General features: G+C 67.6%; 22 protein-coding genes. 8 read left to right on the forward strand and 14 right to left on the reverse strand.

What is annotated here, in order from left to right; translation table 11 throughout:
* Positions 1–229 precede the first annotated feature (229 nt).
* The 8 genes from rbsD to ACSQ3N_RS03960 form a co-directional block, all read right to left on the reverse strand.
* A complete protein-coding gene (gene rbsD / locus ACSQ3N_RS03925; protein ID WP_056164544.1) occupies positions 230–622 on the reverse strand; it encodes a D-ribose pyranase in 393 nt (130 codons plus the stop codon).
* Positions 619–1,572: a ribokinase gene (gene rbsK, locus ACSQ3N_RS03930; protein ID WP_436145636.1), complete on the reverse strand. Its 954-nt coding sequence runs from the start codon at positions 1,570–1,572 to the stop codon at positions 619–621. The genes rbsD and rbsK overlap by 4 nt, the downstream gene beginning before the upstream one ends.
* Positions 1,569–2,588 (reverse strand): LacI family DNA-binding transcriptional regulator, encoded by a 1,020-nt coding sequence (locus ACSQ3N_RS03935; protein ID WP_436145637.1) that lies wholly within the window; start codon positions 2,586–2,588, stop codon positions 1,569–1,571. The genes rbsK and ACSQ3N_RS03935 overlap by 4 nt, the downstream gene beginning before the upstream one ends.
* Before the next feature lie 43 nt (positions 2,589–2,631).
* Positions 2,632–3,627 (reverse strand): ABC transporter permease, encoded by a 996-nt coding sequence (locus ACSQ3N_RS03940; RefSeq protein ID WP_056414035.1) that lies wholly within the window; start codon positions 3,625–3,627, stop codon positions 2,632–2,634.
* Entirely contained in the window at positions 3,624–5,315 is a 1,692-nt protein-coding gene (locus ACSQ3N_RS03945) for a sugar ABC transporter ATP-binding protein (protein WP_436145638.1), read from the reverse strand. The genes ACSQ3N_RS03940 and ACSQ3N_RS03945 overlap by 4 nt, the downstream gene beginning before the upstream one ends.
* A gap of 184 nt (positions 5,316–5,499) precedes the next feature.
* Positions 5,500–6,453, reverse strand: a complete 954-nt coding sequence (locus tag ACSQ3N_RS03950; protein ID WP_396506085.1) for a sugar ABC transporter substrate-binding protein — start codon at positions 6,451–6,453, stop codon at positions 5,500–5,502.
* A 718-nt stretch (positions 6,454–7,171) separates the two neighbouring features.
* Entirely contained in the window at positions 7,172–8,854 is a 1,683-nt protein-coding gene (locus tag ACSQ3N_RS03955) for an AMP-binding protein (RefSeq protein WP_436145639.1), read from the reverse strand.
* A 118-nt stretch (positions 8,855–8,972) separates the two neighbouring features.
* On the reverse strand, positions 8,973–9,761 hold the full coding sequence (locus ACSQ3N_RS03960; RefSeq protein WP_436145640.1) for an FFLEELY motif protein: 789 nt from the start codon (positions 9,759–9,761) through the stop codon (positions 8,973–8,975).
* A gap of 234 nt (positions 9,762–9,995) precedes the next feature.
* On the opposite strand from ACSQ3N_RS03960, the gene ACSQ3N_RS03965 reads away from it, so the two are divergent.
* Positions 9,996–10,892 carry an esterase/lipase family protein gene (locus ACSQ3N_RS03965; protein WP_056164560.1) on the forward strand — a complete coding sequence of 299 codons (897 nt, stop codon included), beginning with the start codon at positions 9,996–9,998 and terminating at the stop codon, positions 10,890–10,892.
* A 747-nt stretch (positions 10,893–11,639) separates the two neighbouring features.
* Here ACSQ3N_RS03965 and ACSQ3N_RS03970 read toward each other — a convergent pair.
* From ACSQ3N_RS03970 to ACSQ3N_RS03995, 6 genes are all read right to left on the reverse strand, one after another.
* Positions 11,640–12,734 carry an IS5 family transposase gene (locus tag ACSQ3N_RS03970; protein WP_436147913.1) on the reverse strand — a complete coding sequence of 365 codons (1,095 nt, stop codon included), beginning with the start codon at positions 12,732–12,734 and terminating at the stop codon, positions 11,640–11,642.
* A 286-nt stretch (positions 12,735–13,020) separates the two neighbouring features.
* On the reverse strand, positions 13,021–13,860 hold the full coding sequence (phhA, locus tag ACSQ3N_RS03975; RefSeq protein ID WP_056166898.1) for a phenylalanine 4-monooxygenase: 840 nt from the start codon (positions 13,858–13,860) through the stop codon (positions 13,021–13,023).
* Between the two features lie 63 nt (positions 13,861–13,923).
* Entirely contained in the window at positions 13,924–14,898 is a 975-nt protein-coding gene (locus ACSQ3N_RS03980) for a Bug family tripartite tricarboxylate transporter substrate binding protein (RefSeq protein ID WP_436145641.1), read from the reverse strand.
* Positions 14,899–14,972: 74 nt separating this feature from the next.
* Positions 14,973–16,085, reverse strand: a complete 1,113-nt coding sequence (hppD, locus tag ACSQ3N_RS03985) for a 4-hydroxyphenylpyruvate dioxygenase (RefSeq protein WP_436126071.1) — start codon at positions 16,083–16,085, stop codon at positions 14,973–14,975.
* 209 nt (positions 16,086–16,294) lie between these two features.
* Positions 16,295–17,287, reverse strand: coding sequence for a lipase secretion chaperone (locus ACSQ3N_RS03990; RefSeq protein WP_436145642.1), 993 nt, complete (start codon positions 17,285–17,287; stop codon positions 16,295–16,297).
* Positions 17,288–17,290: 3 nt separating this feature from the next.
* The gene (locus ACSQ3N_RS03995; protein WP_436145643.1) at positions 17,291–18,229 is read right to left on the reverse strand and encodes a lipase family alpha/beta hydrolase; all 939 of its coding nucleotides are present in this window, start codon (positions 18,227–18,229) and stop codon (positions 17,291–17,293) included.
* A 164-nt stretch (positions 18,230–18,393) separates the two neighbouring features.
* On the opposite strand from ACSQ3N_RS03995, the gene ACSQ3N_RS04000 reads away from it, so the two are divergent.
* The 7 genes from ACSQ3N_RS04000 (at position 18,394) to lnt (ending at position 25,378) form a co-directional block, all read left to right on the forward strand.
* Positions 18,394–18,876 (forward strand): Lrp/AsnC family transcriptional regulator, encoded by a 483-nt coding sequence (locus ACSQ3N_RS04000; protein WP_056166892.1) that lies wholly within the window; start codon positions 18,394–18,396, stop codon positions 18,874–18,876.
* Positions 18,877–18,950: 74 nt separating this feature from the next.
* Complete coding sequence (locus ACSQ3N_RS04005) at positions 18,951–19,859, forward strand: ATP-binding cassette domain-containing protein (RefSeq protein WP_436145644.1); 909 nt, start codon at positions 18,951–18,953, stop codon at positions 19,857–19,859.
* The gene (locus tag ACSQ3N_RS04010; protein WP_436145645.1) at positions 19,856–20,716 is read left to right on the forward strand and encodes a hypothetical protein; all 861 of its coding nucleotides are present in this window, start codon (positions 19,856–19,858) and stop codon (positions 20,714–20,716) included. Before ACSQ3N_RS04005 ends, ACSQ3N_RS04010 begins: the two co-directional genes overlap by 4 nt.
* A complete protein-coding gene (locus ACSQ3N_RS04015) occupies positions 20,716–21,729 on the forward strand; it encodes a hypothetical protein (protein WP_436145646.1) in 1,014 nt (337 codons plus the stop codon). The genes ACSQ3N_RS04010 and ACSQ3N_RS04015 overlap by 1 nt, the downstream gene beginning before the upstream one ends.
* 236 nt (positions 21,730–21,965) lie before the next feature.
* Positions 21,966–22,703, forward strand: coding sequence for an N-acetyltransferase family protein (locus ACSQ3N_RS04020; protein WP_436126066.1), 738 nt, complete (start codon positions 21,966–21,968; stop codon positions 22,701–22,703).
* Positions 22,704–22,865: 162 nt separating this feature from the next.
* Positions 22,866–23,753 (forward strand): HlyC/CorC family transporter, encoded by an 888-nt coding sequence (locus ACSQ3N_RS04025; RefSeq protein ID WP_436145647.1) that lies wholly within the window; start codon positions 22,866–22,868, stop codon positions 23,751–23,753.
* Positions 23,753–25,378, forward strand: a complete 1,626-nt coding sequence (gene lnt / locus ACSQ3N_RS04030) for an apolipoprotein N-acyltransferase (RefSeq protein WP_436145648.1) — start codon at positions 23,753–23,755, stop codon at positions 25,376–25,378. Before ACSQ3N_RS04025 ends, lnt begins: the two co-directional genes overlap by 1 nt.
* The last annotated feature ends 74 nt before the right edge of the window (positions 25,379–25,452 follow it).

Genomic DNA, 25,452 nt, shown 5'->3' on the forward strand with positions numbered 1-25,452 from the left:
GCCTGGGCTGGCGTGTCTGAATGGGTTGCGCGGAGCCGGCATCCATCGACCTGCACCGTTCACGCTGAGCTGGTCGAAGCGCCGGGCAAGGCTTCCACAGACAGTTCAGCCCGAACGGGTTTCAGGTTCAGGAATGCCCATTCCGTCGAAGCCAGCGTAACCCAGCCTGCGCTACCGGCAAGCTATGCAAAACCCGTAATCTGCACCGCGTTGCGGCGCCGATGTTGTGTCAGAACGTGACGCCGGCCACCAGGATCACGTTCGCGTACGGCGTGCACTCGCCGGTGCGCACCATCACGCGGGCCTGCCGGGTCAGGCGTTTGAAGTCTTCGTGCGGCATTTGCGCGGGGGGCACGGGCAGCGCGGCCGACCAGCCGGGCTGGATGCCGGCGTGGCGCTCCACGGCCTCGGTGGCGATGATGGCTTTTTCGACCTGCATCTCGGCCAGCACCACGCGCAGCACGTCGACCACGGCCGGGATGCCGGGGGTCAGCGCCAGGTCGATGCGGCGCGGGCCGTCGGGGATGGGCAGGCCCACGTCGCCGATGACCAGCATGTCGCCGTGGCCCAGGCTGGCGATGGCGTGGGAGAGTTCGGCGTGCAGCAGGGTGGTGCGTTTCACAGGGCGGTCCAGTCGGGCGGTTGGGGGCTCTGCGCCACGGCGGCGCGGGTGGGGATGGAGGGCTGCGCGCCGTGCTGCGTCACGCACAGCGCGGCGGCGCGGATGCCTTCGCGCACGCCGGCATCCAGCGGCTCGCCGCGCGCCAGCGCCACGGCCAGCGCGCCCAGAAAGGTGTCGCCGGCAGCGGTGGTGTCCACCGCGCGCACCTGCAGGCCGGGGTGGTGGCGGCAGCCATCGGCATCGGCCGCCACGGCGCCCGCGGCGCCCAGCGTGACCACGACCTGTGCAGGGCCGCGGCCGCGCAGCGCCTGGGCGGCGGCGGCAGCGTCCTGCGGGGTGTCCACGGCCACGCCGGCCAGGGCCGCGGCTTCGACCTCGTTGACCACCAGGGTGTGCACCAGGGGCCAGAGCGTGTCGGGCAGGGGCTGGATGGGCGAGGGGTTGAGCACCACCGGGCAGCCCGCGGCATGGGCCTGCTGCGCTGCCGCCACGACCTGCGGCATGGGCGTCTCGAACTGCACCACCAGCTCTTTTGCGCCATGCAGCGCGGCGCCCAGCGCGCCCGCGTCCAGCACGAAGCGGCCGTTGGCGCCGGGCACCACCACGATGCGGTTCTGGCCCGTGGCTTCGACCGTGATGGCGGCCACGCCGGTGGTGGATGCGGTATCGGTCTGCACGCCGCTGTGGTCGATGCCGTCGGCGGCCAGGCCTGCGCGCAGGGTGCGGCCGTAGCCGTCGTCGCCCAGGCGGCCGAAGAGGTGCACCTGGGCGCCCTGGCGCGCGCAGGCCACGGCCTGGTTGCCGCCTTTGCCGCCGGGCACCAGGTGCAGGCCGTCGGCCAGCACGGTCTCGCCGGCCTCGGGCGCGCGGGCGACCTGCAGCACCAGGTCCATGTTCAGGCTGCCGACCACGGCGATGCGGGGTGGGGTGTTCACGATGCCCGTACTCATGCTGCGGCTCCCGGGGCAGGTGCCGTGGACGAGCGCACGCGCAGCTCGGGCTGCAGCATCACCTTGCGCACGTCCTGGCGCTTGCCGTCGATGCGTTCCAGCAGCATGTCCACCGCCAGCGCGCCGATGCGCTGCTTGGGCTGGGCCACGGTGGTGAGCGGCGGGCTGGTGAAGGCGGCCAGTTCGATGTCGTCGAAGCCGACGATGGACAGCGCCTCGGGCACGCGCAGCGCGCGTTCGTGGGCGGCGCACAGCGCCCCCATGGCCATGAGGTCGTTGCAGACGAAAACGGCGGTGGGCGGCTCGCTCGCGCGCAGTACGGCGTGCATGGCCTCGTACCCGCCCTGGCTGGTGAAGTTGCCGTGCCACAGCAGGCCGCTGCCGTCGCCGCAACCCGCGTCGGCCAGCGCGGCGCGCCAGCCGGCGATGCGCTGTTCGCTGGGCGCCAGGCCCGCGGGCCCGCCGATGCAGGCGATGCGACGGTGGCCCTGGGCCAGCAGGTGGCGCGTGGCCAGTTGCCCGCCCTGCATGTGGGCGGTCTCGACCAGGTCGCAGGGCAGCTCGGCGATCTCGATCTCGCGGTCCACCAGCACGGTGGGGATGGACAGGCCCGCCAACTGGGTGGGCAGTGTGGCGTCATGGCCGGTGGAGACGACGATCAGCCCGTCGATGCGGCGCTCGGCCAGCACCTGCAGGTAGCTGCCCTGGCGGTGCGCCTCGTCGTTGGTGTTGCACAGGATGACGTTGTAGCCCGCGCCGAAGCACCGGTCTTCCACGCTGTGCACGATCTCGGCGAAGTAGGGGTTGGAGCTGTTGGGGATCAGCATGCCCAGCGTGCGCGTGTTGTTGCTCTTCAAGCTGCGCGCGATGGCGCTGGGCACGTAGCCCAGGGCGCGGATGGCTGTCTCGACGCGCTCGCGGCCCTCGGGGCTCACGCGGCGCGTGCCGTTGACCACGTGGGACACGGTGGTGACCGATACGTCGGCGTGGCGCGCAACGTCCTTGATAGTAGCCATGGGGTGGAAAGCGGATTCGGTGGAGGTGGGGCGAAGGTGATGTTCAGACGGCGGCGCGGCGCTGGCGCAGCGTGTCCACGATGACGGCGGCCACGATCACGCAGCCCGTGATGATGCGCTTGCTCGGCTCGCTGGCGCCCACCTGGGCCAGGCCCGCCTCCAGCACCGCGATGATCAGCACGCCGAACGCGGTGGTCACCACCGAGCCGCGCCCGCCCATGAGGCTGGTGCCGCCAATCACTACCGCGGCGATGACCTGCAGCTCCATGCCCGAGCCCGCGTTGGGGTCGGCCGCCTCGAGCCGTGCCGACTGCATGAGGCCCGCCAGGCCCGCGAGCAAGCCGGTAAGCGCGAACACGATGATCCGCACCGGGCGCGGGTCCACGCCCGCCAGGCGCATGGCCTCTTCGTTGGTGCCGATGCCCACGACCGAGCGGCCGAACACCGTGCGCGTGAGCACCAGCTGCGCCACCACCACCAGCACCAGCGCGATCAGGAAGGCCACCGAGATGCCGCCGAAGAACGGCGCGGCCAGCCACGAGATCGCATCGCCCACGTACTGCGTGCGCGAGTCGGTGACCAGGTAGGCGCTGCCGCGCACGGCTTCGAGCATGCCCAGCGAGACGATGAACGAGGGCAGCCGCCAGGCCACCGAGATGGAGCCCGTGATGGTGCCGCACACCAGGCCCGTGGCCAGCGCCAGCGCGGCCGCGGCCGGCACCGTCCAGCCCCACTGCAGGATGGCGGCCGCCGAGGTGGCGGCCGACAGCGCCATCACCGAGCCCACCGACAGGTCGATGCCCGCGATGATGAGCACGAAGGTCATGCCCACCGCCATCACGGCCAGGGCCGGGATCTCGTTGGCGATGGTGATGAAGGTCTCGGCGCTCCAGAAGTATTCGGACATCCACGAGAACAGGCCCACCATGCCGGCCAGCACGGCCAGGAGACCGAGGTAGGTGCCGAGCTGGCTGCGCCACACCGGGGTGGCGCGCGGGGCGGGGGATGCGGTGGGGGAGGAGGGGGCTGCGGCGTTCATGCGGTGGCGGAAGAAGGTGCGGACGAGGGCCCGCGGGAAGAAGAGGGTGCGGCGGCAGGCGGCTCGCTGGCGCGGCCCGCCATGTCGGAGAACGCGGCGGCCAGCAGCGACTGCTCGGACCACTCGCCGCGCTCGAACACGGCCACCAGGCGGCCGGCGCTCATCACGCCGATGCGGTCGGCCATGGCCATGAGCTCGCGCAGGTCGGACGACACCATGAGCAGCGCGCGGCCTTCGTCCGCCATGCGGTCCAGCTCGGTATAGATCTCGGCGCGTGCGCCCACGTCCACGCCGCGGGTGGGCTCGTCCAGCAGCAGCACGCGCACGGGGCGGTGCAGCCAGCGGGCAAACACGACCTTTTGCTGGTTGCCGCCCGACAGCTGGCCCACGGGCTGCTCGCCGTCTTTGCAGCGGATGCTGAGCGTGCGCACAAAGCCCTGCACCAGCCGGTGCTCCAGCGCACGCTGCAGCCAGCCACCGCGCGACACTGCCGACAGGTCGGACAGCGTGGCGTTGATGCGGATGGGCTGGGCCAGCAGCAGGCCCTGCGACTTGCGGTCTTCGGTGACCAGGCCGATGCCTGCGCGGATGGCCTGCAGGGGCGATGCAAAACCCTTGTCGATCTTGGTTGCTACTGTTTTTGTAGCTGCTTGCGCTTGCTTAGCAAGCGGTAGGGGCTGTTTTTGATCTGAATCTGAAGCTGAATCGGAACCATGCAGCGTGACGCTGCCCCGGTCCGCGCGGTCCGCGCCGAAGAGCAGGCGCACCAGTTCCGTGCGGCCCGAGCCCACCAGGCCTGCCACGCCGAACACCTCGCCTGCGCGCAGGCTGAGGCTCACGTCCTGCACGGCGGTTCCGCGGCCGATGCCGCTCACTTCCATCACCACCGGGCCGGCCGTGCGGCGAGGGCGGTGGTCCAGGTCGTTGACGGAGCGGCCCACCATGCGGCGCACCAGATCGTCCTCGGACAGGCCGGCCATGGGCAGCACGTCCACCAGCCGGCCGTCGCGCAGCACGGCGGCACGGTCGGCGATGCGGCGCAGCTCTTCGAGCCGGTGCGACACGTAGACGATGGCCACGCCGCGCGCGGTCAGGCGCGCGATCTGGTCGAACAGATAGGTGGTCTCGCGTGGCGTGAGCATGGCCGTGGGCTCGTCCAGCACCAGGATGCGCGTGTCGTCCTGCAGGTTGCGGGCGATCTCCACCATCTGCTGCTGGCCGATGCCCAGTTGCGACACCGGCGTGGCCGGGTCGATGGATTCGAGGCCGATCTTGGCCAGCTGCGTGCGCGCCGCGGCGTGCAGCACGTCCCGCTGCAGCCAGCCCGCGCGGTTCGGCAGGCGGCCCAGCAGCAGGTTCTCGGCCACGGTGAGCGTGGGCACCAGGCCCAGCTCCTGCATCACCATGCGCACCCCGTGCTGTTCGGCCTCGCGCCGCGTGGCCGGGGCAAAGGTCTGCCCCGCCAGCCGCATGCCGCCACGCGTGGCGGGCGTGAGGCCGCAGACGATCTTGGACAGCGTGCTCTTGCCCGCGCCGTTCTCGCCCGTGAGCGCCAGCACCTCGCCCGCGTTCAGCGCCAGCGTCACCCCGTCGAGCACGGTGGTGGCGCTGTAGTCCTTGCCGACCGCGTCGATGCACAGCAGGGGTGTGGGTGGCGCGGGCGGTTGGGTTGTGGGGGTTGGGGGCATGGACTGAATGTTGTGTATCGGGGGGCATTCCCCCACCCGTTCGGGCTGAGCCTGTCGAAGCCGGGGCGCTAACGTGGCGCGCCCTTCGGGCGGGCCCGGGACAGGCTTGTCAAGGCCTCGCGTGGCGCTTCGACAAGCTCAGCGTGAACGGTTCCAGGTGGGTGGATTTCGACTCGACAGGAAGTTACTTGCTGCCCTTGGTCACGAGCACCACGTCCGTCTTCACCGCAGCCGGCAGCTGGTTCTGCGGCGTCTTGGCGGCCAGGGCCTTCTGGGCCAGCTCGATGCCGAACACGGCCTGCTTGGCGGCGTACTGGTCGGCGGTGGCCAGCACGCGGCCGTCGGCCAGCATGGGCTTGATGGCGTTGATGTTGTCGTAGCCCACCACCTGCACCTTGCCGGTCTTGCCTGCGGCCTTCACGGCGGCCACGGCGCCCAGCGCCATGCTGTCGTTGCCGGCCAGCAGGGCCACGAGGTCAGGGTGCTCGCGCATCATGCCGGCGGCCACGGTGTTGCCTTTTTCGATCTCCCAGTTGCCGGACTGCACGCCCACCACGGTGATGTTGGCGGCCTTCATCGCGTCCTGGTAGCCCAGGGTGCGCTGCTGCGCATTGAAGGTGGTGGACACGCCCTCGATGATGCCCACCTTGTCGCCCGCCTTCAGGCTCTTGGCCAGGTGGTCGCCCACGAGTTTGGCGCCCGCGCGGTTGTCCGGGCCCACGAAGGGCACGGTGATGTTCTTTTCCTTCAGCGCATCGGCATCGAGCTGGTTGTCGATGTTGATCACGATCACGCCCTTGTCGATGGCGGCCTTGACGGCGGGCACCAGGGCCTTGGAATCGGCCGGGGCGATCACGATGGCGCTGGCCTTTTGGGCCACGGCCTGCTCGACCATCTTGATCTGGGCGGCGGTGTCGGTCTCGTTCTTGATGCCGTTGGCCACCAGCGTGTATTCGCTGGCATGCGCCTTCTGGTGCGCCTTGGCGCCGTCTTCCATGGTGCGGAAGAACTCGTTGGCCAGCGATTTCATGACCAGGGCGATCTTGGGCTTGTCCTGCGCCAGTGCGGGGCTGGCGAGCATGCCACCCAGCACGGCAAGGGCGGCGGCGGTCTGAACGGTACGGCGGGTGAAGTGCATGGTGTCTCCTGTTGGAATGGGGTCGAGAGCGTCAAGAACAAACAAACGGAACAAACAAAACCGACAACGGCGCGAGGGATGCAAGCCAAGCCCCGCAGGGCCAGGCACGGCATTTCCAGGTGCGCGCGACCCATGGACAACAGCCAAGGATAAGCGCCCGATCGCCTTGCGGCCCGCGGATCATAACGAAAGCAAACGTTTGCGCAAACGTTTGCTAGTTGGTGAAAACCCGAAGATGAGGGGAATTCAGGGCGTGTCGGATTCGAGCGAGGGAGGCTGGTGGGGTATGGGCGGATGTGCCTACCCACCCGTTCGGGCTGAGTCCTTCGACAGGCTCAGGACAGGCTTGCCGAAGCTTTGCGCGGCGTTTCGACAGGCTCAACGTGAACGGTTTTGGGGGTATCCGCTAGCAGCTGGTGAGAAGAGGCCTAACGGATCAGCATTCGCCCCATTCCAAACCGTTCGGGCTGAGCCTGTCGAAGCCTCGCGCGGCGCTTCGACAGGCTCAGCGTGAACGGGTCGGGGGTGTGCAACAGCTGACTGCCAGAAGATGCCGCGCGTATCAGCGCTCGTTCACTCCATGCCGTTCGGGCTGAGCTTGTCGAAGCCTTGCGTGGCGCTTCGACAAGGTCAGCCCGAATGGTGTGGTGTGGGGAGTGAAGCAGAGAACCATGCCAGCAGCTGCGCCCGCGTGCAGCTGCTGGGTTTGATACGCGCCCTACGCCTTGCGCAGTTCGCGCCGCAGGATCTTGCCCACGTTGCTCTTGGGCAGCTCGTCGCGAAACTCGATGTATTTGGGCCGCTTGTAGCCCGTCAGGTTTTCCTGGCAGAAGCGGGCCACGTCCTCTTCGCTCAGCGTGGGGTCGTTCTTGATGATGAACACCTTGATCGCCTCGCCCTGCTTCTCGTCCGGGATGCCGATGGCTGCGCATTCCACCACGCCGGGGCACAGGCTGATGACCTGCTCCAGCTCGTTGGGGAACACGTTGAAGCCGCTCACCAGGATCATGTCCTTCTTGCGGTCGATGATGCGGGTGTAGCCCTCGGCGTCCATCACGCCGATGTCGCCCGTGCGCATGAAGCCGTCGGCGGTGAAGGCCTTGGCGTTCTCTTCGGGCTGGTTGTAGTAGCCCGTCATCACGTTGGGGCCGCGGATGCAGATCTCGCCCGGGTCGCCCTGAGGCACGCTGTTGCCAGCATCGTCCTTGATGGCGATGTCGATGCCCGGCAGCGGCAGGCCGATGGTGCCGCTGAAGGACGTGTTGTTCACCGGGTTGTTGGTGCCGATGGCGCAGGTCTCGCTCATGCCCCAGCCTTCGATCATGGTGCTGCCGGTCACCTTCTGCCACTGCTTGGCCGTGCCTTCGCTGGCGGCCATGCCGCCGGCCTGCGACACGCACAGGTGCGAGAAGTCGAGCGTCTTGAACTGCGGGTTTTGCAGCAATGCGTTGAACAAGGTGTTCACCGCAGGCAGCATGTGGAAGGGGCGCTTTTTCAGCTCGGCGATGAACTTGGGGATGTCGCGCGGGTTCGGGATCAGCGTGAGGCTGGAGCCCTGGCGGATGGCCAGCAGGCACAGCGTGAGCGCAAAGATGTGGTACAGCGGCAGCGCGGCGATGCTGTTGGCCTTGCTCACGTCGCCGATCTTGGACAGCGCCGGTGTGAACCAGGCCTCGGCCTGCAGCGTGGCGGCCACGATGTTCCGGTGGGTGAGCACCGCGCCCTTGGACAAGCCGGTGGTGCCGCCCGTGTACTGCAGGAAGGCGATGGAGTCGAGCGTGGCCTGGCTGGGCGCGAGCGACTTGTGCTCGCCCAGCGACAGCGCCTTCTTGAAAGGCACGACCTTGCGGCCGTTGGTCAGCGGCAGCTCGTACGCGGGCACCATCTTGGCCAAGTGGCGCACGGCGAAGGTGATCCAGGTGCCAAAGGCTGCGCCCAGCAGGTCGCCCATGGCGGTCATCACCACGTGCTGCACGGCGGTGCGGTCCACCACCTCGGCCAGCGTGTGCGCGAAGTTCTCCAGGATCACGATGGCGGTGGCGCCCGAGTCCTTGAGCTGGTGCTCCAGCTCGCGCGCGGTGTACAGCGGGTTCACGTTCACGCAGGTGTAGCCTGCGCGCAGCACGGCCGCCATGGTCACGCCGAACTGCGGCAGGTTGGGCAGCATGATGGCCACGCGCGCACCGGGCGCGAGGCCCAGGCTCTGCAGGTAGGCGCCCAGGGCGGCCGAGCGGCGCTCCAGCTCGCCATACGTCATCCAGCGGTCCATGCAGACCGAAAACGGGCTCGATGCGTGCTTGCGGAAGGACTCTTCCAGCAGGTGGGCGACAGAGCGGTATTGCTCGGGCTTGACGTCGTGCGGTACGCCCGGGGGGTAGCTCTTGAGCCAGATCTTTTCCATGCGCTTGGTTCCTTCTTCTGCGTGCTGCGTGCGTGTCGGCTTGTGCAGCTTGTGTGCTTGCGTGACCCACCGGCCAGGCGGTGGCTGCGAAGATTGTGAAAGCGAGAGGGGCAACCAGCTACCGGGCTTGTCCTAGGGTGCGGGCCAGTTGGGTCTCGCAGGTGACACGGTCGGCATCGAAGAGCTCCGCCATCAGCGCACGCTCGCGCGCCTCGATGGTGGCCAGGAACTGCTCGACCCCGCCGCGCTGGCGCGCCAGCTGGCCGAAGGTGTCGAAGCCCGCCTCCAGAAACTGCTGCAGATCGCCCATGCCCGCCGCGTGGGCAGGTGCACGCATCATGCGCAGCATCATGCGAAGGCCGGGCGTGCGCGTGAGGCGCGCCAGGTCGGTGCCCATGGCCAGCACGCGCTGCAGCTGCTGCTCGCGCGCCGCGCGGTCGCCCACGGCGCGCCAGGCGGCCACGTAGCGGGCGGCGTCGGTGGTGTCGTTGCGTGCGGTGGTGGTTGCCGGGCCGGTGATGGCATCGGACGCGCCGCCGGCTGCGGCGGGCCACGCGAGGCCCATCGCGTGGTCCAGTGCTTCGGTCTGCGCGTGCAACACGGCCAGGGCCACGGCCGTGGCCACCACCGCCGCCGGGAACATGGTCTGCAGCGTGCCTGCGATGCGGCTGAATTGCTGGTCGCGGGCGGTGTAGTCGGAGTCGCTGTACAGCTCCTCCAGAAAGAATTTCGCGGCGGGGCCGAACGACGGCGACGCCATCAGGTCGGCATACGTGCCCCGGAACCGCCGGGCCTGCAGCGTCTTGACCTGGCCCACCGCCGCGCCGAGCCCCGGGTCGCCCGTGCGGTGCTGCCGCAGGGCGGTGACATCGGCAATGCGCTCACGGATGGTCTGGGCTGCGTCCATGGTGGTGGGGCCTTTGTCGGTCTGTGATGGCGGGCAGTGGCTTTGGCTTTGGTCTGTGCGCGCTCGCGGGGCCGGGCTGCGAGGGCCAGAGGCCGCACAATGCGTCGAGCGGATGACTGGGTGGGTGACATCATCGCATCAGGTGCCTTGCCATAGCCACCCCTTCGGCGATGCCTCCATGGGTCACTTGTTCATCTTCTTTTCTTCCTTCATTCCTTCATTCATCGCAAAACCATGATTGCGCGCTGGCAACGGGCCTTGATTCTTTTCATCCTTGTCGCCATGGCCGCCTGGCTGATTTGGCAGTGGCCCCGCTCGCCCCAGGTGGCCATCGTGGGCGCACTCGTCCCGCTGGCGGTGTACCTGCTGGTGATGGCCGTGGAGTTCGTGCTCATGCACATCACCAACCGCACTGACGCGGCGCCGCGTGCGCGGCTGGCCCAGGTGGTGAAGGCCTGGTGGGCCGAGGTGTGTGTGGCTTTGGCGCTTTTCGGCTGGCGCCAGCCGTTTCGCCACCAGTCCCTGCCCGACTGGCTGCCCGCAGAGCCCACGGGCCGGCGGGGTGTGGTGCTGGTCCACGGGTTCATGTGCAACCGGGGGCTGTGGCTGCCCTGGTTTGCGCCTCTGCGCGCGCGCGGTCATGCCTATGTGGCCGTGAACCTGGAGCCGGTGATGGGCTCCATCGATGAGTACGCTGCCACCATCGAAGAGGCCGTGGCGCGTGTGACGGCTGCCACGGGGCAGGCGCCGGTGTTGGTGTGCCACAGCATGGGTGGGCTGGCAGCGCGGGCGTGGCTGCGGGCGCACCAGGCGGATGGGCGTGTGCACCGGGTGTTGACGCTGGGCACGCCGCACGGAGGCACGTGGCTGGGGCGGTTCAGCCGGGCGGTGAATGGGCGGCAGATGAGTCTGGCGGGGGAGTGGGTAGGGGCGCTGCAGCGGGCGGAGCCGGCGGGGCGGGCGGCCTTGTTCACTTGTTGGTATTCGAATTGCGACAACATTGTTTTTCCGGCGACGACTGCGGCGTTGGCGGGGGCGGACAACCGGTTTGTGGAGGGGGTGGCGCATGTGCAGATGGCGTTTCATCCGCGGGTGATGGGGGAGTGTTTGGATGAGGTGGGGCGGGGGTGAGGCTTCGGTTTCGGTTCGGGCTGAGCTTGTCGAAGCCTTTGTCCGTCATCACTATCCGTTCGGGTTGAGCTTGTCGAAACCTGGGCGCTGCTCGCGAGCTCGCTGATTGGGCAGCATGCCTGTGCAGAGGGCGGGAGCCGGGGTGCGCGCCCGGCGGCGCGGTAACTTTCTCTTGGTTCGCCAAGAGAAAGTCACCAAAGAGAAGGCGACCCCAAGTCTGCGACCCCTTCGCTGCGCTACGGGGCAAACCTGCGTCGGGGCGGTTGCGGGGTGCGCCGTGGAACTCACTGCGCGCCGTTGGCGCTACGTTCAGACAGCCACGGCGAGTCAGTTAACGAGGCATGGGCGCTCCGACGCCCATGCTCACCCCGCAACCGCCCCGACGCAGGCGCAGCCACAGGGGGGGGAGCCGAACATCCCAACAGCCGAACAGCCACACGGGCCATCGCGTTGCTCGGCCCCGAACGCGCGGGCGCAAGCGCCACGCGCTGCGCAGGCGGGCCGAGCGCAGCGATGGCCCGTGTGGATGTCCTCTCCCCCATCCCTTCAGGATGCGCCGAGGAGCGCAGCGGCCAGCGGATAAGGGCTCGCGATTGTCTGAGCGCAACGCAGTGAAGCGAGTTGGAGCGAGACCCCGCTGGACGCGAGCACCGCAGGTTGCCCCAATCGCCCAACGGGCGAGTGGGGACGCAGGCTGTAGGGTCGCCCTTTCTTTAGTGACTTTCTTTCGGAGGGTGTAGAAGAAATCTACTTCAGCCGGCTCAACAGCATCCTGGACTGCGCGAGCCATACCCATGCCTGCGCATAAAACGGCTTGCGATCATGGTGCATCACAAGCCTTCGGTTGCGCTCCAGCCATGCGTGGGTGCGCTCCACCACCCAGCGCTTCTTAGGCATGACTACCGGTTTCTCTTCGCTCCACAACGATTGCTGCGCGTCATCCCAGGGGTGCCGTGCGCTGTGGCGCACGATCTGAACCCGCACACTGTGCGCCTTTTCGATCTCTTGAGCACATTGCCCAGCGTACGCGCTGTCGGCCCACAAAACCTTCAACGAGCCGCCCGTGCGTGCGCATGCCTGTGCCACTGCCTGCCCAGCCGCTGCCCGGTCCTGTACAGCGGCACTGGTAACCACCACGGCCAGCAGCAAGCCCAGCGTATCCACCACCAAGTGGCGCTTACGCCCTCGGACCTTCTTGCCAGCATCAAAGCCCAGCGTTCCGCCTTGAGGGCTGCCACGGTTGGACTGGGAGTCGATCACGCCTTCGCTCGGTTGTGCGGCACGCTCCACACGTAGGCGCCACTGCTGGCGCAGGCGCTCGTGCAGCGCTTCAAACTTGCCCTGCCGAGCCCAGCGTACAAATGCCTTCTGCACCGATTGCCAAGGCGGATAGATCTGGGTGGGCAGGTTGCGCCAGGAAGAGCCTGTACGCAGCACATAGCAACACGCTTCGACAACGCTACGCCGGCTGTAGGTTGCGGGCCTTCCGCGCAAGCCTGGCTCTGGCTCGAACAGGTCCTGGGCCAGCGCCCATTCGGCGTCGGTGAGCGCACCCGCCATGCCCGAGGAACTGCCGGGGCGATGTTGGGCGGTGTAGCCGTAACGCGTGCCCAACTGTTGGGGCTGGGCGCGAGCGAGCTGTTGCTTGGGTCGTGTCCGTTGCAAACCAGCAGCCTTCAAAGCAGCGCGCATGGTCACAGTGCTGGGGGCATTGCGGCCCATGCGCTCACCCCACGCCAGAGCCAGTTCGGGAAGGGTCGCCTGCGAGTTATCGCGCACCACTTCTCGCAGGGCTGCGTACTCCCCAGGAGATATCACTGGGGGCCGGCCAGTCTTTGCCATCGTATTGCTCCTGTGGAATCGGCACGATGGGATCATAATTTATTTCTTCTACACCCTCTCGGCGACGCGAAAGAAAGTTACTCGCACGCCGGGCGACTCCCGGCCTCCGCCCTCAACAAGGGCATGCGGCCAATCAGCGAGCCTGCGAGCAGCGCCCAGGTTTCGACAGGCTCAACCCGAACGGGATGTGGGGTCGCCGTGCCCCGGTTTCGACAGGCTCAACCCGAACGGATGTGGGTCGCTGTGCTCAGGTTTCGACAAGCTCAACCCGAACGGATGTCATCAATCAAGCCGCCACAGCCTCCCGCTCATCCGCAGCAAACTCCGGCAACCCCCTGAGCCGCTCATAGATCGGCGCAAAGTCCGCCGCCGTCATCTCGAACAACTGCTCAAAACTATCAATCACAAAATACGTCTGCTGGTACGTATCGATCTTGTACCGCGTACGCATCGTCCGCTCCAGCGCCAGCGGAATCCGCTGCGGCTCCGGGCTCTGCACCGCATACGCAAGCTCTCCTGAAGAGCTCAAGATCCCCGCCCCATACGCCCGCAACTCCCCCGCCTCACGGATCAGCCCGAACTCGATCGTGTACCAGTACAGCCGCGACAGCATCTCGCACGACCCCAGCCCCTGCGCCTTCAGACCGCCCTGCCCGTAACGCTGCACGTAGTCCGCGAACACCGGGTTGAACAGCAACGGCACATGCCCGAACAGGTCGTGAAAAATATCCGGCTCGACGATGTACTCGAACTCCTCGGGCTTGCGGATCCAGTCCGTCACCGGGAACTTGCGGTTGGCCAGCAGTGTGAAAAAAGGCACCTCCGGGATCAGGCCCGGCACGCCCACCAGCTCCCAGCCGGTGGCTTTCAACAGGCGCTCGTTGACCTCTTCGAAGCGCGGGATGCGGTCGCTCGCGCCCAGCGAGGGCAGGGCCGCAATGAAGGCATCGCTCGCCAGGCCCGGCAGAAGGGCGCGCTGGCGCTCGTACAGGCGGCGGTAGGTGTCGTGGTCGGCGGCGGTGTAGCTCGCGTAATCCTGCGGGCAGGTGTAGTCCTCGCTGGCGCGCGAGTAGTCGCCGCGGGGTGGGCGGGCGGATTGGCCATAGACGACAGGGGCTTGTCCCATTTTCTTGTACTCCTTGCCGCCCTGACCGCGCGCCGGGGTGGCGCGCACCTGCCCTGGCGGCTGCTAATCGATCTTGATTTTTGCGGCCCGGATCAGGAACTCGTACTTGCTGTTTTCCGAGCGCACGAACTGGGCGAACGTGTCGAGCGTCAACTCTTCGGGCGTGATGCCCATCTTTTTGAACTTCTCCTTGCCGGCGGGCGAATGCATGGCTGCCGCAAAGGCGGTGGCATAGCGGCGCGCGTCTGCGTCGGGCAGCGAGGCGGGCGCGAACAGGCCGAACCAGGTGGACACGTTGAAGCCCTGCACGCTGTCGTTGATGCTGTGCACGTCGGGCAGCGCCTCGTTGCGGCTCAGCGTGGTCACACCCAGCGCCAGGAACTTGCCCGACTTGATCTGCGGCAGGGCCGACGCCAGGTTGTCGAACACCAGCAGCACCTGGCCGGACTCCAGCGCCGCCAGCGCGGGCTTGGAGCCCTGGAACGGCGTGTGGTCCATCTTGGTGTTGGTGAGCGACTCGAACATCTCCGCCGCGATGTGGCCGATGCTGCCGTTGCCGCCCGAGCCGTACTTGAACTGGTTCGGGTTCTTCTTGAGGTACTGCACCAGGTCCGGCGTGGTCTTGATGCCGAGCTTGCTGGCCTGCTCGGCGTTCACCACCAGCACGTTGGGCGTGCGCGCCACCAGCACCAGGGGCTTGAAGTCCTTGATGGGGTTGTACGGAAAATTCTTGTACAACCACGGGTTCACTGCATGCGTGGCCACCGCGCCCATCAGCACCTGGTTGCTGTTCTTGCCGGCCTTGGCCACCTGGTCGGCCCCGGTATTGCCGCCCGCGCCAGGCTTGTTCTCCACCGTGATGGGGCCCAGCTGGGTCGTGCCCTCGGCCACGATGCGGGCCGAGATGTCGAGCGGGCCGCCCGCAGGGTAGGGGACCACGATGGTGAGCGGGGCGGCGGGGTTCTGTGCCAGGGCGGGCGTGGCTGCTGCAGCAGCAGCCAGGAAGATGCTGGACAGCCAGAGAGTACGGAGCGACATCGGGATCCTTTTGAGTTCCGGGGAGCGCGCAGTATAGGCACCTGCCCAGGGTTAACCCAAAGATGTCTGATGTCTTAGGTGTTCAGCACGCCCCGGCGGATCTGGTCGCGCTCCAGCGATTCGAACAGCGCCTTGAAGTTGCCTTCGCCAAAGCCGTCGCGGTAGTCGCCCTCGCGCTGGATGAACTCGAAGAACACCGGGCCCAGCATGGGCGTGGAGAAGATCTGCAGCAAGAGGCGCGGCGTGCCGTCGGCCGTGGTGCCATCCAGCAGAATGCCGCGCGACTGCAGCTCGGGCACGGGCTGGCCGTGGCCGGGCAGGCGGGTGTCCAGCATCTCGTAGTAGACGTCGTTGGGCGCGGTGGCCAGGCCGACACCGGCCATGCCCAGCTTGTCCACCACGTCCTGCAGGTTGTCGCAGATGAGCGCGATGTGCTGGATGCCTTCACCGTTGAACTGCATCAAAAACTCTTCGATCTGGCCGCCGCCCTGCTTGGACTCTTCGTTCAGCGGGATGCGGATCTTGCCGTCGGGCGCGGTCATGGCCTTGGACGTCAGGCCCGTGTATTCGCCCTGGATGTCGAAGTAGCGGATCTCGCGGAAGTTGAACAGCTTTTCGTAGAAATTGGCCCAGAAGCCCATGCGGCCCCGGTACACGTTGTGCGTGAGGTGGTCGATCAGGTTCAGGCCGTGGCCCACGGGGCGGCGGTCCACGCCTTCGATGAATTCGAAGTCGATGTCGTAGATGGACTTGCCGTCTTCGAACCGGTCGATCAGATACAGCGGCGCACCGCCGATGCCCTTGATGGCGGGCAGGCGCAGCTCCATCGGGCCGGTCGGGATCTCGATGGGCTGGGCGCCCAGCTCCAGCGCGCGGTTGTATGCCTTGTGCGCATCCTTCACGCGAAACGCCAAGCCGCAGGCCGAAGGGCCGTGCTCGGCGCCGAAGTAGGCCGCCTGGCTGTGGGGTTCACGGTTCAGGATGAAGTTGATGCCGTTCTGGCGGTACAGCACCACGTCCTTGGAGCGGTGCTTGGCGATCAGCGTGAAGCCCAGTTTTTCAAACACCGCCTCCAGCACACCGGGCGTGGGCGAGGTGAACTCGATGAACTCGAAGCCCATCAGCCCCATGGGGTTGTCCCAGGCTTCGAGCTGGGCGGCGGTTTCTTGCGGCAGGGCGGCGTTCATGGGGTGTCTCCGGCATTCGTGGTGGGGTGAATGGCATCGACTGTAGGCGCGCATGGCCTCATGTTTCTGGCGAAATCAAGACGCTGGGGCTCCCGATTTGCAGGAATCTTGCGAATGGTCAAAATATGACGCAGTTGGGGAGCGTTGGCTCGCTCCCGGGGGGCGGCTGGCGGCGTGCGCGCTACGCAGCGGCAGGCGCCTGCCAGCCGTCAGGAGCCGGCAGCCTGGGCGCCTGCCTTGCGCAGCGTCAGGGCCGCTTCCACGCGCTGCTGCTCGTCGCTGGTGAAGAGCTGCTGACGCAACTGCTGCACCGTAGCGCTCTGGTCACCCTGTTGCGCGCGGGCCTGGCTGTACTGGGTCAGGCGTTGCTGCCAGTGCTGTTCGTCCCGGTCGAGCTGCGCCAGGGCGTGGGCCGCCGCCTCGCCGTATTGGGCGCTGCGAGCCTGGTGGCGGGTGTAGGCACTGGCGTTTTGTGCGTCGAATGCGGCCGTCTGGGCCGCGGCCGCCATGTGTTCGGTGGCGGCGGCGCGCTCTGCACGGCGCTCCGCGGGCAGTGCGTTGTCGGCGGCCTGCAGGGCCTGCGCACGCTGCTCGGGGGTGAGGGCGGTGTTGCGCGCGATCTCCAGGCGCGCCAGGGTGTAGCGGTCCAGCTCGGCCTCGCGGGCAAAAAGTGCGTCGTACTCGGCACTGTCGAAGAACTGCAGGCGCACCTGCTGGCGGGCCTGCAGCGCATCGCGCAGCGCGCGCGGGTCGCCCAGGTCCTGGGGCGCCCGCCCGTTGAGTGCGCCCAGCGCCACGCGGTAGTCCACATAGCGCTCGGCCAGCGCCAGCGCGCGGGTGGCCAGGTCCGGCGGGAAGTGCTGGGCGACCAGCGCGGCCAGCCGCTGCTTGAGTGCCGCCGGGTCGCTGACGTCGCCGGCCTCCAGCAGCAGTGCTTCGAGCGTGTCGCGCAGGCCCTGCACCAGTAGCGGGTCGGATGCGTCCGCCTGCGCCGCGGACCGCCGCGCAGTGACGGCGCTGCCCTGTGCGCCCCCACTCGGCGCAGCAGCGCCGGCGGCCGCAGCGGCTGACGCCCCAGCTGACAGGGCGCCGAGCCCCTGTGCTGGCGCGCCGGCATCCGTGCCGGGGCTTTGCCACCACAGCGCGGCCCCCGCCACGGCGGCCAGCGCAACGGCTGCTGTGATCACGCGGCTGCGCTGCATGGCTTACAGGCCCTGCGCCTTCAGGCGGTTGGCGTGCTGGCGGTACAGCGTCACCGGGTCGGTGGAGAACCAGTCGCGCAGGCCCACCAGCTGGTTCACTTCGTCCAGGTGGTTCTGGCGGTAGTCGCCCAGGTGCTTGCCCAGGCGCGATGAGCAGGCCGACACCAGGCCGTCGTTGGCTTCGCCGAACACGAGGCTCAGCACGCTGAGCAGGCCGTCGCTGGCGTCGAGGACGTTGGTCAGCGGCTGCGTGCCCGTCCAGGAGTAGTAGCGCACGCCGTTGACCAGCTCGGCCCCGCTGCCGCAGCCGCTGGGCAGGCCCTGCGGAAAGCGGCGGTTGAAGCTGGCCAGGCCTGCGGTGGTGAGCGAGTCCAGCGCGGCGGTCGGCATCTGCGGCAGGCCGGTGCCGCCGGAGGTGAGGTTGATCAGGCTGACCAGCGCCCTGGCCGCGGCGTTGGCCACGGTTTCGGACACCGACCCCGCTGGCGCCACGCCGCGCAGGATGTCGGCGACGCGCGAGCCCTTGTTCACGCCCCCGATGGAGGTGACCGACGCGACCAGTTGCGGCGCCACGCCCGCCACATAGCGCGTGGTGGGCCCGCCGTGCGAGTGGCCGACCAGGTTCACCTTGGCCGCACCCGTGATCGCGAGGATGGTCTTGACCTGCGCCAGCAGTTGCTCGCCGCGCACCTCGCTGCTGTTGGCCGCAGAGACCTGCGCCACGTAGACCTTGGCGCCGCCCTGGCGCAGCGCGTCGGGGATGCCGTAGAAGTAGTCGATGCCCAAGGCGGAGTCGAAGCCGAACAGCCCGTGCACCAGCACGATGGGGTAGCGCGTCTGCGTGTAGCCGCTTTGTGCGTGCGCACCCGCCCCCAGCAGCAAAAGCCCCGCGGTAGCCGCCAGCACAAGTCGCCGCAGAAAGCGGCTCAAAAATCCTGTCATGTGTTTGTCTCCAGTGATGTGATTTCTTGTATTTACAAAATAGAACGGTCGTTCTTTTTTGCAGGATTCATTCTTCGTGGGAGCGGCGTTTGTCACTATCGGGACATACCCGAGCCCGCAATGTGGCGGTTAAAAAGTTGCCCAATTTCGTAGAATCCTGCGCCATGAAAGCCTTTGACGCACTCGACAAGCTGGACCGCGCCATCCTGCGCCGTCTGCAGGAAAACGGCCGCGAGACGTATGACGTCATCGGTGAGCAGGTGGGCCTGTCGCCCAGCGCCGTGCTGCGCCGCGTCAAGCGTCTGGAGGACAGCGGCGTGATCGAGCGCTACGTGGCGCTGGTCCCGCCCGAGGCGGTGGGCCTGGGGCTCACGGCGTACCTGAATGTGCGGCTCGAAAAGCACACCGAAAGCCACAAGCGCAACCCGATGGACCTGTTTCGCGCCAGCGTGCAGACCTGGCCCGAGGTGGTGGAATGCGCGTCGCTCACCGGCGAGATGGACTACCTGCTGCGCGTGGTGGTGGCGGACATGGCGCACTACAGCCGCTTCATCATGGACACGCTGCTCAAGCACCCGAGCGTGCAGGATTGCAAGACGAGCTTCGTGCTCGACCGCGTGAAGGCGACCACCGCAGTGCCTGTCTGAGCCCCGCGCGAGCACCTTCCGAGCCTGTGTGACAATCCGCGCGCCCTCGGCCCCGGGGGTGTTACGGATTGTTCATGATCGCTATCGACAACCTGCAGTTCGGCTATGGCCGACACCTGCTGTATGACGGCTTTGCCGCCCGTGTGGAGCAGCCCGGCATCTACGGCCTTTTCGGGCGCAACGGCAGTGGCAAGTCCACGCTGCTCAAGCTGATCTGCGGCCTGCTCACGCCCTGGGCCGGGCAGCTTCTGGTGCTGGGGCGCAACCCCCGCGCACGCGCGGCGGACCTGCTGGCGTCCATCTACATCGTGCCGGAAGAATTCCACCTGCCCAACCTGACGTGCGCGCAACTGGCCGCCACGCAGGGCGTGTTCTACCCGCGCTTTTCAAACGCGCTGCTGAACGAGTACCTGGCAGAGCTGGAGGTGCCGGCCACCGCGCGTTTCGAGTCCATGAGCCTGGGCCAGAAAAAAAAGGCCGCCATTGCCTTCGCCCTGGCCACGTGCACGCCTCTGCTGCTGATGGACGAGCCCACCAACGGCCTCGACATCGTGGGCCGCACACAGTTTCGCAAGCTCCTGCAGCGCCCCGAGCACGCGCACCGCGCGGTGCTCATCAGCACCCACCAGGCGCACGACCTGGAAAGCATCCTGAGCCACATCTGGTTCATCGACCAGGGGCGGCTGGCGCTGTCGGCGCGCATGGACGACCTGGCGCGCCTGCTGCAGATGGGCGTGGCGCCGGACGACGACGCTGCGCGGGTGCAGGCGGGCGGCGCGCTGCTGTACCAGGAGCGCATCGGCCAGCAACTGGCCTACGTGGCACTGCGCGCCCACGAACAACCTGAGGCTGAGGCGGCCGTGCCGACAGGCAGCTCGGTGCAGCTGGAGCTTTTGTACAAGGCGCTGAGCCTGAACCGTGACCAGGTGCTGCAGGCACTGGCCCCGCTGCGCGAGGCCCCGGCGGCCGGGGAGACGGCATGAGCAACGCAAACAACCACCCATCTGCACCCGCATCCACACCACTGTCGAGCGCAGGCAGCGCCTCGTTTTCGTGGCACCGCTTCACGCTGCTGGCCCGTGCCCACTGGGCGGAGCACATGCGGCAATACCTGGGCCACCTGCTGGTGACGGGCATCCTGTACTGCGTTCTGCTGGTGTTCAGCCTGAGCGTGTCGCGCGGAGAAGTGTTTGTGACCGGGGGGCAGTCGGCCTTCTATTTCTGGGGGCTGTACCTCACGGGGTTCGTGTTTGCGGGGCGGTACTTCGACGGCATGGCACGGCGCGAGTCCGCGCTGCTGGTGTTGATGCGTCCGGCGTCGGTGCTGGAAAAGTGGCTGCTGTGCGTAGGCGTCGTGGTCGTCGGATACCCCGTGGCCTACACACTGTTGTTCCTCGCGATCTCGTGGCCTGCGCAGGGTGTGGCGCTGGCGATGCGGGCGGCCTGGGCGGACCCTGCCAACCTCGATCCGCAGAACTACGCGCTCTTCGTGCCGCTGCTGCGCCAGCCGCTGCGCGAAGCCCTGCTCAGCATTCCGCAGCAATGGGGGCTCTTCATTGCCGCATGGGCCCTGCAGGGGGCGGCCGTGACGGGCTCGCTGTACTTTCGCAAGGCGGCGATGCTCAAGACCTTGGTGCTCGGCGTGGTGCTGTTCATTGCCACGGTCATGGTCTCTGTGCTGTCGCGTCCTCGGGACGAGGTGCTCTTTGCCTGGTGGCGGGACGGGGCTGCAACGCTGGGCCCCGAGACCCACGCACTGAACGCCGCGCTCTGGCTGGCCCTGCCGGTGCTGCTGTGGTGGCAAACCTACCAGCACCTGCGAGAAAAGGAGCTCACGTGATGGCGCGGTTTCGCTCCCGTGCGGGCGCGCCGCGCAAGCTGGGCCCCTGGCTTTTTACCGGTGTGTTCGTCATTTTCTGGGTCCTGCTGGCCATCAGCGGAATGGACCGCTTCAAGGCCAAGGACGACGACAGCCGCCAATACACCGTCCCTTCGGCACAACTGCAAGGCGTGACGCGGCTGCGCATCGAAGGCGACCCAGGCGACGCGCGGGGCTACGTGCCCACGACACGCGTCGTGCTGCGAAGCACAAGCGACGTCACGCTGAACCTGCACCTGCGCCGCGAGGGCCGCCGCAAGGGCGCCCGCGCGGCCACGCCAGCGCCCGGCGCCGAGCCGCCGCTGGTGGCCGTGCGCGAGGGCGACACGCTGGTGCTGCGCTGGTTGCCACGCACGCCTTCGCCCACAGCAGGGTCCGACGACCTTCAGGAGCAGTGGCTGGGCGAGATCGTGCTGCCCGCGCGCTTTCAGCACCTGGCGCTGTCGCACGCGCTGGTGGAGGTGCTGGATCCGGTGGAGCAACTGCACGTCTCGGGCCGCGCGGTCGAGGTCCGCGGCCTGGCGGCGCATCTGGACCTGCAATCGACGCAGTGCCGGCGCTGTGCTGACACCGGAGCCGCAGCGGCTCCGGATGACAGCAGCGCGTGCGACGAGAAGACGCACCCAGGACGGGACGCGGTGCTGGAGGTCAATGCCAAGAACATGCTGTCCGTGCGCGTCGTGGCCGGTGTGGGCAACGTCAAGCTCAACGAAACGCGGCTGCTGCGGCAGCTGGACCTGCAACTGGGCGACAGCGTGGGGCTGTTGGTCGACCGGGCGGCCGTGCTCCGGCTGGGGCGCGGCGCTGGCGGTGGGGTCGCAGGTGCGGCGCAAGGGCCGGTGGTGGCGCCGGCAGACTGCGCTGCGCCGCCAGCCGCCGGGCGCAATCCGGTGCCGTCGTTGCCGTCGGTGCCGCTGGACCTGGTCCGCGTGGCTGAGCGCTCGCTGCCGGGCCAAGCGCCCGCTTCCGAGTGAGTCAGCCGCGCGTTGCGGAGGTCAGGGTTCCTGCGCACAACAGTGTGGGGCGCGGGTCGCCTCGGCGACGGCGCAGCAGGATGTGCTGTGGCGAATTGCTCTTGATTTGATAGCTGCTGGCGCTGATTGAGAAAGCGTTGGAGGGTGATTGTGCAGGGTTTGGAGTGGCCTCACTACTTTGTTGCAATGCAGCAAATTCACTGGAAATAGTGAGGGAAAACCCTTATATTCGATCCATGTTCGCAACGAAAGACTGGCTCAAGGCATCCTGGTATGCAGGCAGGGGCATGCTGCGCCCTGTGACAGGTGCTCCATCGGCGGCGGAAAGCCGCGTCAAGAAGGAGGTTCCCGTGATGGTTCCCATCCGTGCCCTGGGGCCCTCGTACCGCGAGCGCATCACCCAGCATCTGTTGCAGCTGGAGCCGTCGGACCGCTACCTGCGGTTCGGCTATGCGGCCAACGACGAGCAGATCCGCCGCTACGCCGAGCAACTCGATTTCAACCGCGACGAGATCTTCGGCATCTACAACCGCCGCCTCGAACTCATCGCGATGGCCCATCTGGCTTTTTCCGAACACCCCGAGCACAAGCACTGCGCGGAGTTCGGCGTGTCCGTGCTCAAGCAGGCCCGGGGCCGCGGGTTCGGCGCGCGGCTGTTCGAGCGCGCCGTGATGCACGCCCGCAACGAAGGCGTGAACATGGTGTTCATCCATGCGCTGTCCGAAAACACGGCCATGCTCAAGATCGCACGCAGCGCCGGCGCCACGGTGCGCCGCGACGGCTCGGAGTCCGAGGCCTACCTGCAGATTCCGCCTGCCAGCTTTGACACCCGCATGGCCGAGATCGTGGGCCAGCAGTTCGCCGAGGTGGACTACCAGCTCAAGAAGCAGGCCAAGCAGTTCTGGGATTTCCTGGCCAACGTGCAGGAAGTGCGCAGCGGCGTGCAGCACGCGCGCCACCAGTCGGCCGAATAACCTCAAAACGCCCGCAGACCCCCGCAGAACCCCGTGAGAGACCGGCGCACTGCCGGCCGGGTCCTGCCGATGGGCCCCGTTGCAACGCCAGCGGCGGCTTGTCACCACAATCCGCTATCCTAGGGGCCTGATTCACTACCGCACGTCCTGCACTAGACGACAGTGTCTGACCCGCACCCCGCGCACCCTGGGCGACCGTCCGAAAGGGAAGACAAGCGCACCTTCCTGCAGAAAGTGGCCGAGTTCATCCACCCCGGCCCGGACTCCACGGAAGAACTCATCGAGACCCTGGCCGAGGCCGAAGACAACGAGGTCATTGGCGCCGAAGCGCGTGTGATGCTCGAGCGCGTCATCCGCATGGCCGACATGACGGCAGGCGACGTGATGGTCGCGGCGCCGCGGATGGACCTCCTCAACATCGAGGCCCCGTTCGAAGACCTGCTCAACCTCGTCATCCACACCGCGCATTCGCGCTTTCCGGTGTACCAGGGTGAGCGCGAGAACATCATCGGCATCCTGCTGGCCAAAGACCTGCTCAAACTGCAGCGGGCGCCCGAGCTGAACATCCGCGCGCTGCTGCGCCCGGCCATCTTCGTGCCCGAGAGCAAGGGCCTGAACGACCTGCTGCGCGAGTTCCGCGGCAGCCGTAGCCATCTGGCCGTGGTGATCGACGAGTTCGGCCGCGTGGCTGGGCTCATCACCATCGAAGACGTGCTCGAACAGATCGTCGGCGAGATCGAAGACGAGTTCGACATCCCCGAGGACGACGGCGATATCTTCGGCCTGGCCGACCACACCTACCGGGTCAGCGGCGACACCTCCATCGAACGTGTCTGCGAGGCGTTCGACGTGCTGATCCAGGGCAGCGACCCGGATGAAAACTTCGACACCATCGGCGGCCTCATCGCCCATGAAATGGGCCATGTGCCCAAGCGGGGCGAACATCTGCAACTGTCGGGCCTGAACTTCGTCGTGCTTCACACCAAGGGCGGGGCGGTGCGCTGGTTCAAGGTGTCGCGGGCCGAAGAGCCTGGCGCCAGCGCCGAGTGATGGCGCGCGTCCGAGCCCCCGCGGGACTGCCGCTGGTCCCGCAGGCGGTGCTGGCGGTGGCCGCGGGCCTGGCCCAGGCTGCTTCGCTGGCATGGCCCGGCAGCGGCGAGCCGCTGTGGTGGCTGCAACTGCTGTCGATGGCGGTGCTGGCCTGGCTGGTGCGGCCGTCGCCGGTCCAGGCCATTGGCTGGCGGCGCGGCGCGCTGACGGGGGGGCTGTTTGCCACGGCCTGGCTCTCAGGCACGTTCTGGTGGCTGTATATCTCCATGCACACCTACGGCGGGCTGGCCGCGCCCCTGGCCGTGGCCGCGGTGCTGGGCCTGGCCGCGTTCCTGGGCAGCTACTACGCGCTGGTTGTAGGCATTTTTTGCCGCCTGTCGCTTGCCAGCCGTGCGCTGAGTGCTATATTTTTCGGAGCAATGTGGCTGGTCGCCGAACTGGCGCGGGGCACGCTGTGGACCGGCTTTCCCTGGGGCGCCGGGGGTTACGCGCATGTCGATGGGCCACTGGCGGCCCTGGCGCGTTACGTGGGCGTCTACGGCATCGGTGCCGTGGCCGCGGTGCTGGCGATGTACGTGGTGCAGTTGCGTGGCGTAGACCTGCGCCGCTGGCGCGCCTGGGTTTTGCCCGTCGTGGCCGCTGTCCTGCTGGCTGCGGCTACGGCCGACCGCTTTTGCGCGGTGAACCTGTGCTACACGCCCCCCCATGCGCAGTCCAAGCCCCTGACCCTCGCGCTTCTGCAAGGCAACATCCCGCAGGACGAGAAATTCCAGCAGGGCAGCGGGGTGCCGCTGGCCCTCCAGTGGTATGCCGAGCAGCTGCAAGCGGCCAAGGCCGACCTGGTGGTGGCGCCCGAGACCGCCATTCCGCTGCTGCCCCAGCAGCTCCTTCCGGGTTATCTGGAGGGCATCGAGCAGCGCTACGCCCAGGGCCCGCAGGCGGCCCTGGTGGGCATTCCGATGGGCGACGAAACCATCGGCTACACCAACACCGTGCTCGGCATGGGCGCTGGCGTGGCCCCGCCCGGCACGCCGTACCGTTACGACAAGCACCACCTGGTGCCGTTCGGCGAGTTCATCCCGCCGTTCTTCAAGTGGTTCACGGCCATGATGAACATCCCGCTGGGCGACTTCAACCGCGGCGCCGTGGGCCAGCCGTCGTTTGCGTGGGCCGGGCAGCGCATTGCGCCCAACATCTGCTACGAGGATTTGTTCGGCGAAGAACTGGGCGCCCGCTTCATCGACCCGGCCCAGGCGCCCACGGTGTTTGTCAATTTCAGCAATATCGGCTGGTTCGGCAATACCCTGGCCATCGACCAGCACCTGCACATCAGCCGCATGCGGTCCCTGGAGTTCGAGCGCCCGATGGTGCGCGCAACCAACACCGGGGCCACGGCTGTCATCGACCACCGCGGTGTCGTGACGCATGCTCTGGAGCGCCACACCCGCGGCGTTCTGCTGGGCGAGGTGCGGGGCCGCGGGCTCAATGCGCAAGAGGGCTGGGCGATCACGCCGTACGCCTGGTGGGTGTCGCGCTGGGGGCTCTGGCCACTGTGGATTCTGGGTGCCGTGGCGGTGGTTTTTGCAGCGGTAACCCGGCGGATGCGCACCGTGGGCGGGGTTTGATCCAGGTCAGCGCGCTGGGGGAGCCCCAGCGCTCCGGTGGGCCAAAACGCCCCGCACTGCCTGCTGCCTTGATA

It is taken from the genome of Acidovorax sp. LjRoot194 (genome assembly GCF_964253015.1).
Classification (GTDB): domain Bacteria; phylum Pseudomonadota; class Gammaproteobacteria; order Burkholderiales; family Burkholderiaceae_C; genus Acidovorax.

Bases quoted from the DNA above. Each gene is read 5' to 3' on its own strand.
- rbsK (WP_436145636.1), bottom strand. From the start codon at position 1,572: ATGAGTACGGGCATCGTGAACACCCCACCCCGCATCGCCGTGGTCGGC.
- ACSQ3N_RS03935 (WP_436145637.1), bottom strand. From the start codon at position 2,588: ATGGCTACTATCAAGGACGTTGCGCGCCACGCCGACGTATCGGTCACC.
- ACSQ3N_RS03940 (WP_056414035.1), bottom strand. From the start codon at position 3,627: ATGAACGCCGCAGCCCCCTCCTCCCCCACCGCATCCCCCGCCCCGCGC.
- ACSQ3N_RS03945 (WP_436145638.1), bottom strand. From the start codon at position 5,315: ATGCCCCCAACCCCCACAACCCAACCGCCCGCGCCACCCACACCCCTG.
- ACSQ3N_RS03950 (WP_396506085.1), bottom strand. From the start codon at position 6,453: ATGCACTTCACCCGCCGTACCGTTCAGACCGCCGCCGCCCTTGCCGTG.
- ACSQ3N_RS03955 (WP_436145639.1), bottom strand. From the start codon at position 8,854: ATGGAAAAGATCTGGCTCAAGAGCTACCCCCCGGGCGTACCGCACGAC.
- ACSQ3N_RS03960 (WP_436145640.1), bottom strand. From the start codon at position 9,761: ATGGACGCAGCCCAGACCATCCGTGAGCGCATTGCCGATGTCACCGCC.
- ACSQ3N_RS03965 (WP_056164560.1), top strand. From the start codon at position 9,996: ATGATTGCGCGCTGGCAACGGGCCTTGATTCTTTTCATCCTTGTCGCC.
- ACSQ3N_RS03970 (WP_436147913.1), bottom strand. From the start codon at position 12,734: ATGGCAAAGACTGGCCGGCCCCCAGTGATATCTCCTGGGGAGTACGCA.
- phhA (WP_056166898.1), bottom strand. From the start codon at position 13,860: ATGGGACAAGCCCCTGTCGTCTATGGCCAATCCGCCCGCCCACCCCGC.
- ACSQ3N_RS03980 (WP_436145641.1), bottom strand. From the start codon at position 14,898: ATGTCGCTCCGTACTCTCTGGCTGTCCAGCATCTTCCTGGCTGCTGCT.
- hppD (WP_436126071.1), bottom strand. From the start codon at position 16,085: ATGAACGCCGCCCTGCCGCAAGAAACCGCCGCCCAGCTCGAAGCCTGG.
- ACSQ3N_RS03990 (WP_436145642.1), bottom strand. From the start codon at position 17,287: ATGCAGCGCAGCCGCGTGATCACAGCAGCCGTTGCGCTGGCCGCCGTG.
- ACSQ3N_RS03995 (WP_436145643.1), bottom strand. From the start codon at position 18,229: ATGACAGGATTTTTGAGCCGCTTTCTGCGGCGACTTGTGCTGGCGGCT.
- ACSQ3N_RS04000 (WP_056166892.1), top strand. From the start codon at position 18,394: ATGAAAGCCTTTGACGCACTCGACAAGCTGGACCGCGCCATCCTGCGC.
- ACSQ3N_RS04005 (WP_436145644.1), top strand. From the start codon at position 18,951: ATGATCGCTATCGACAACCTGCAGTTCGGCTATGGCCGACACCTGCTG.
- ACSQ3N_RS04010 (WP_436145645.1), top strand. From the start codon at position 19,856: ATGAGCAACGCAAACAACCACCCATCTGCACCCGCATCCACACCACTG.
- ACSQ3N_RS04015 (WP_436145646.1), top strand. From the start codon at position 20,716: ATGGCGCGGTTTCGCTCCCGTGCGGGCGCGCCGCGCAAGCTGGGCCCC.
- ACSQ3N_RS04020 (WP_436126066.1), top strand. From the start codon at position 21,966: ATGTTCGCAACGAAAGACTGGCTCAAGGCATCCTGGTATGCAGGCAGG.
- lnt (WP_436145648.1), top strand. From the start codon at position 23,753: ATGGCGCGCGTCCGAGCCCCCGCGGGACTGCCGCTGGTCCCGCAGGCG.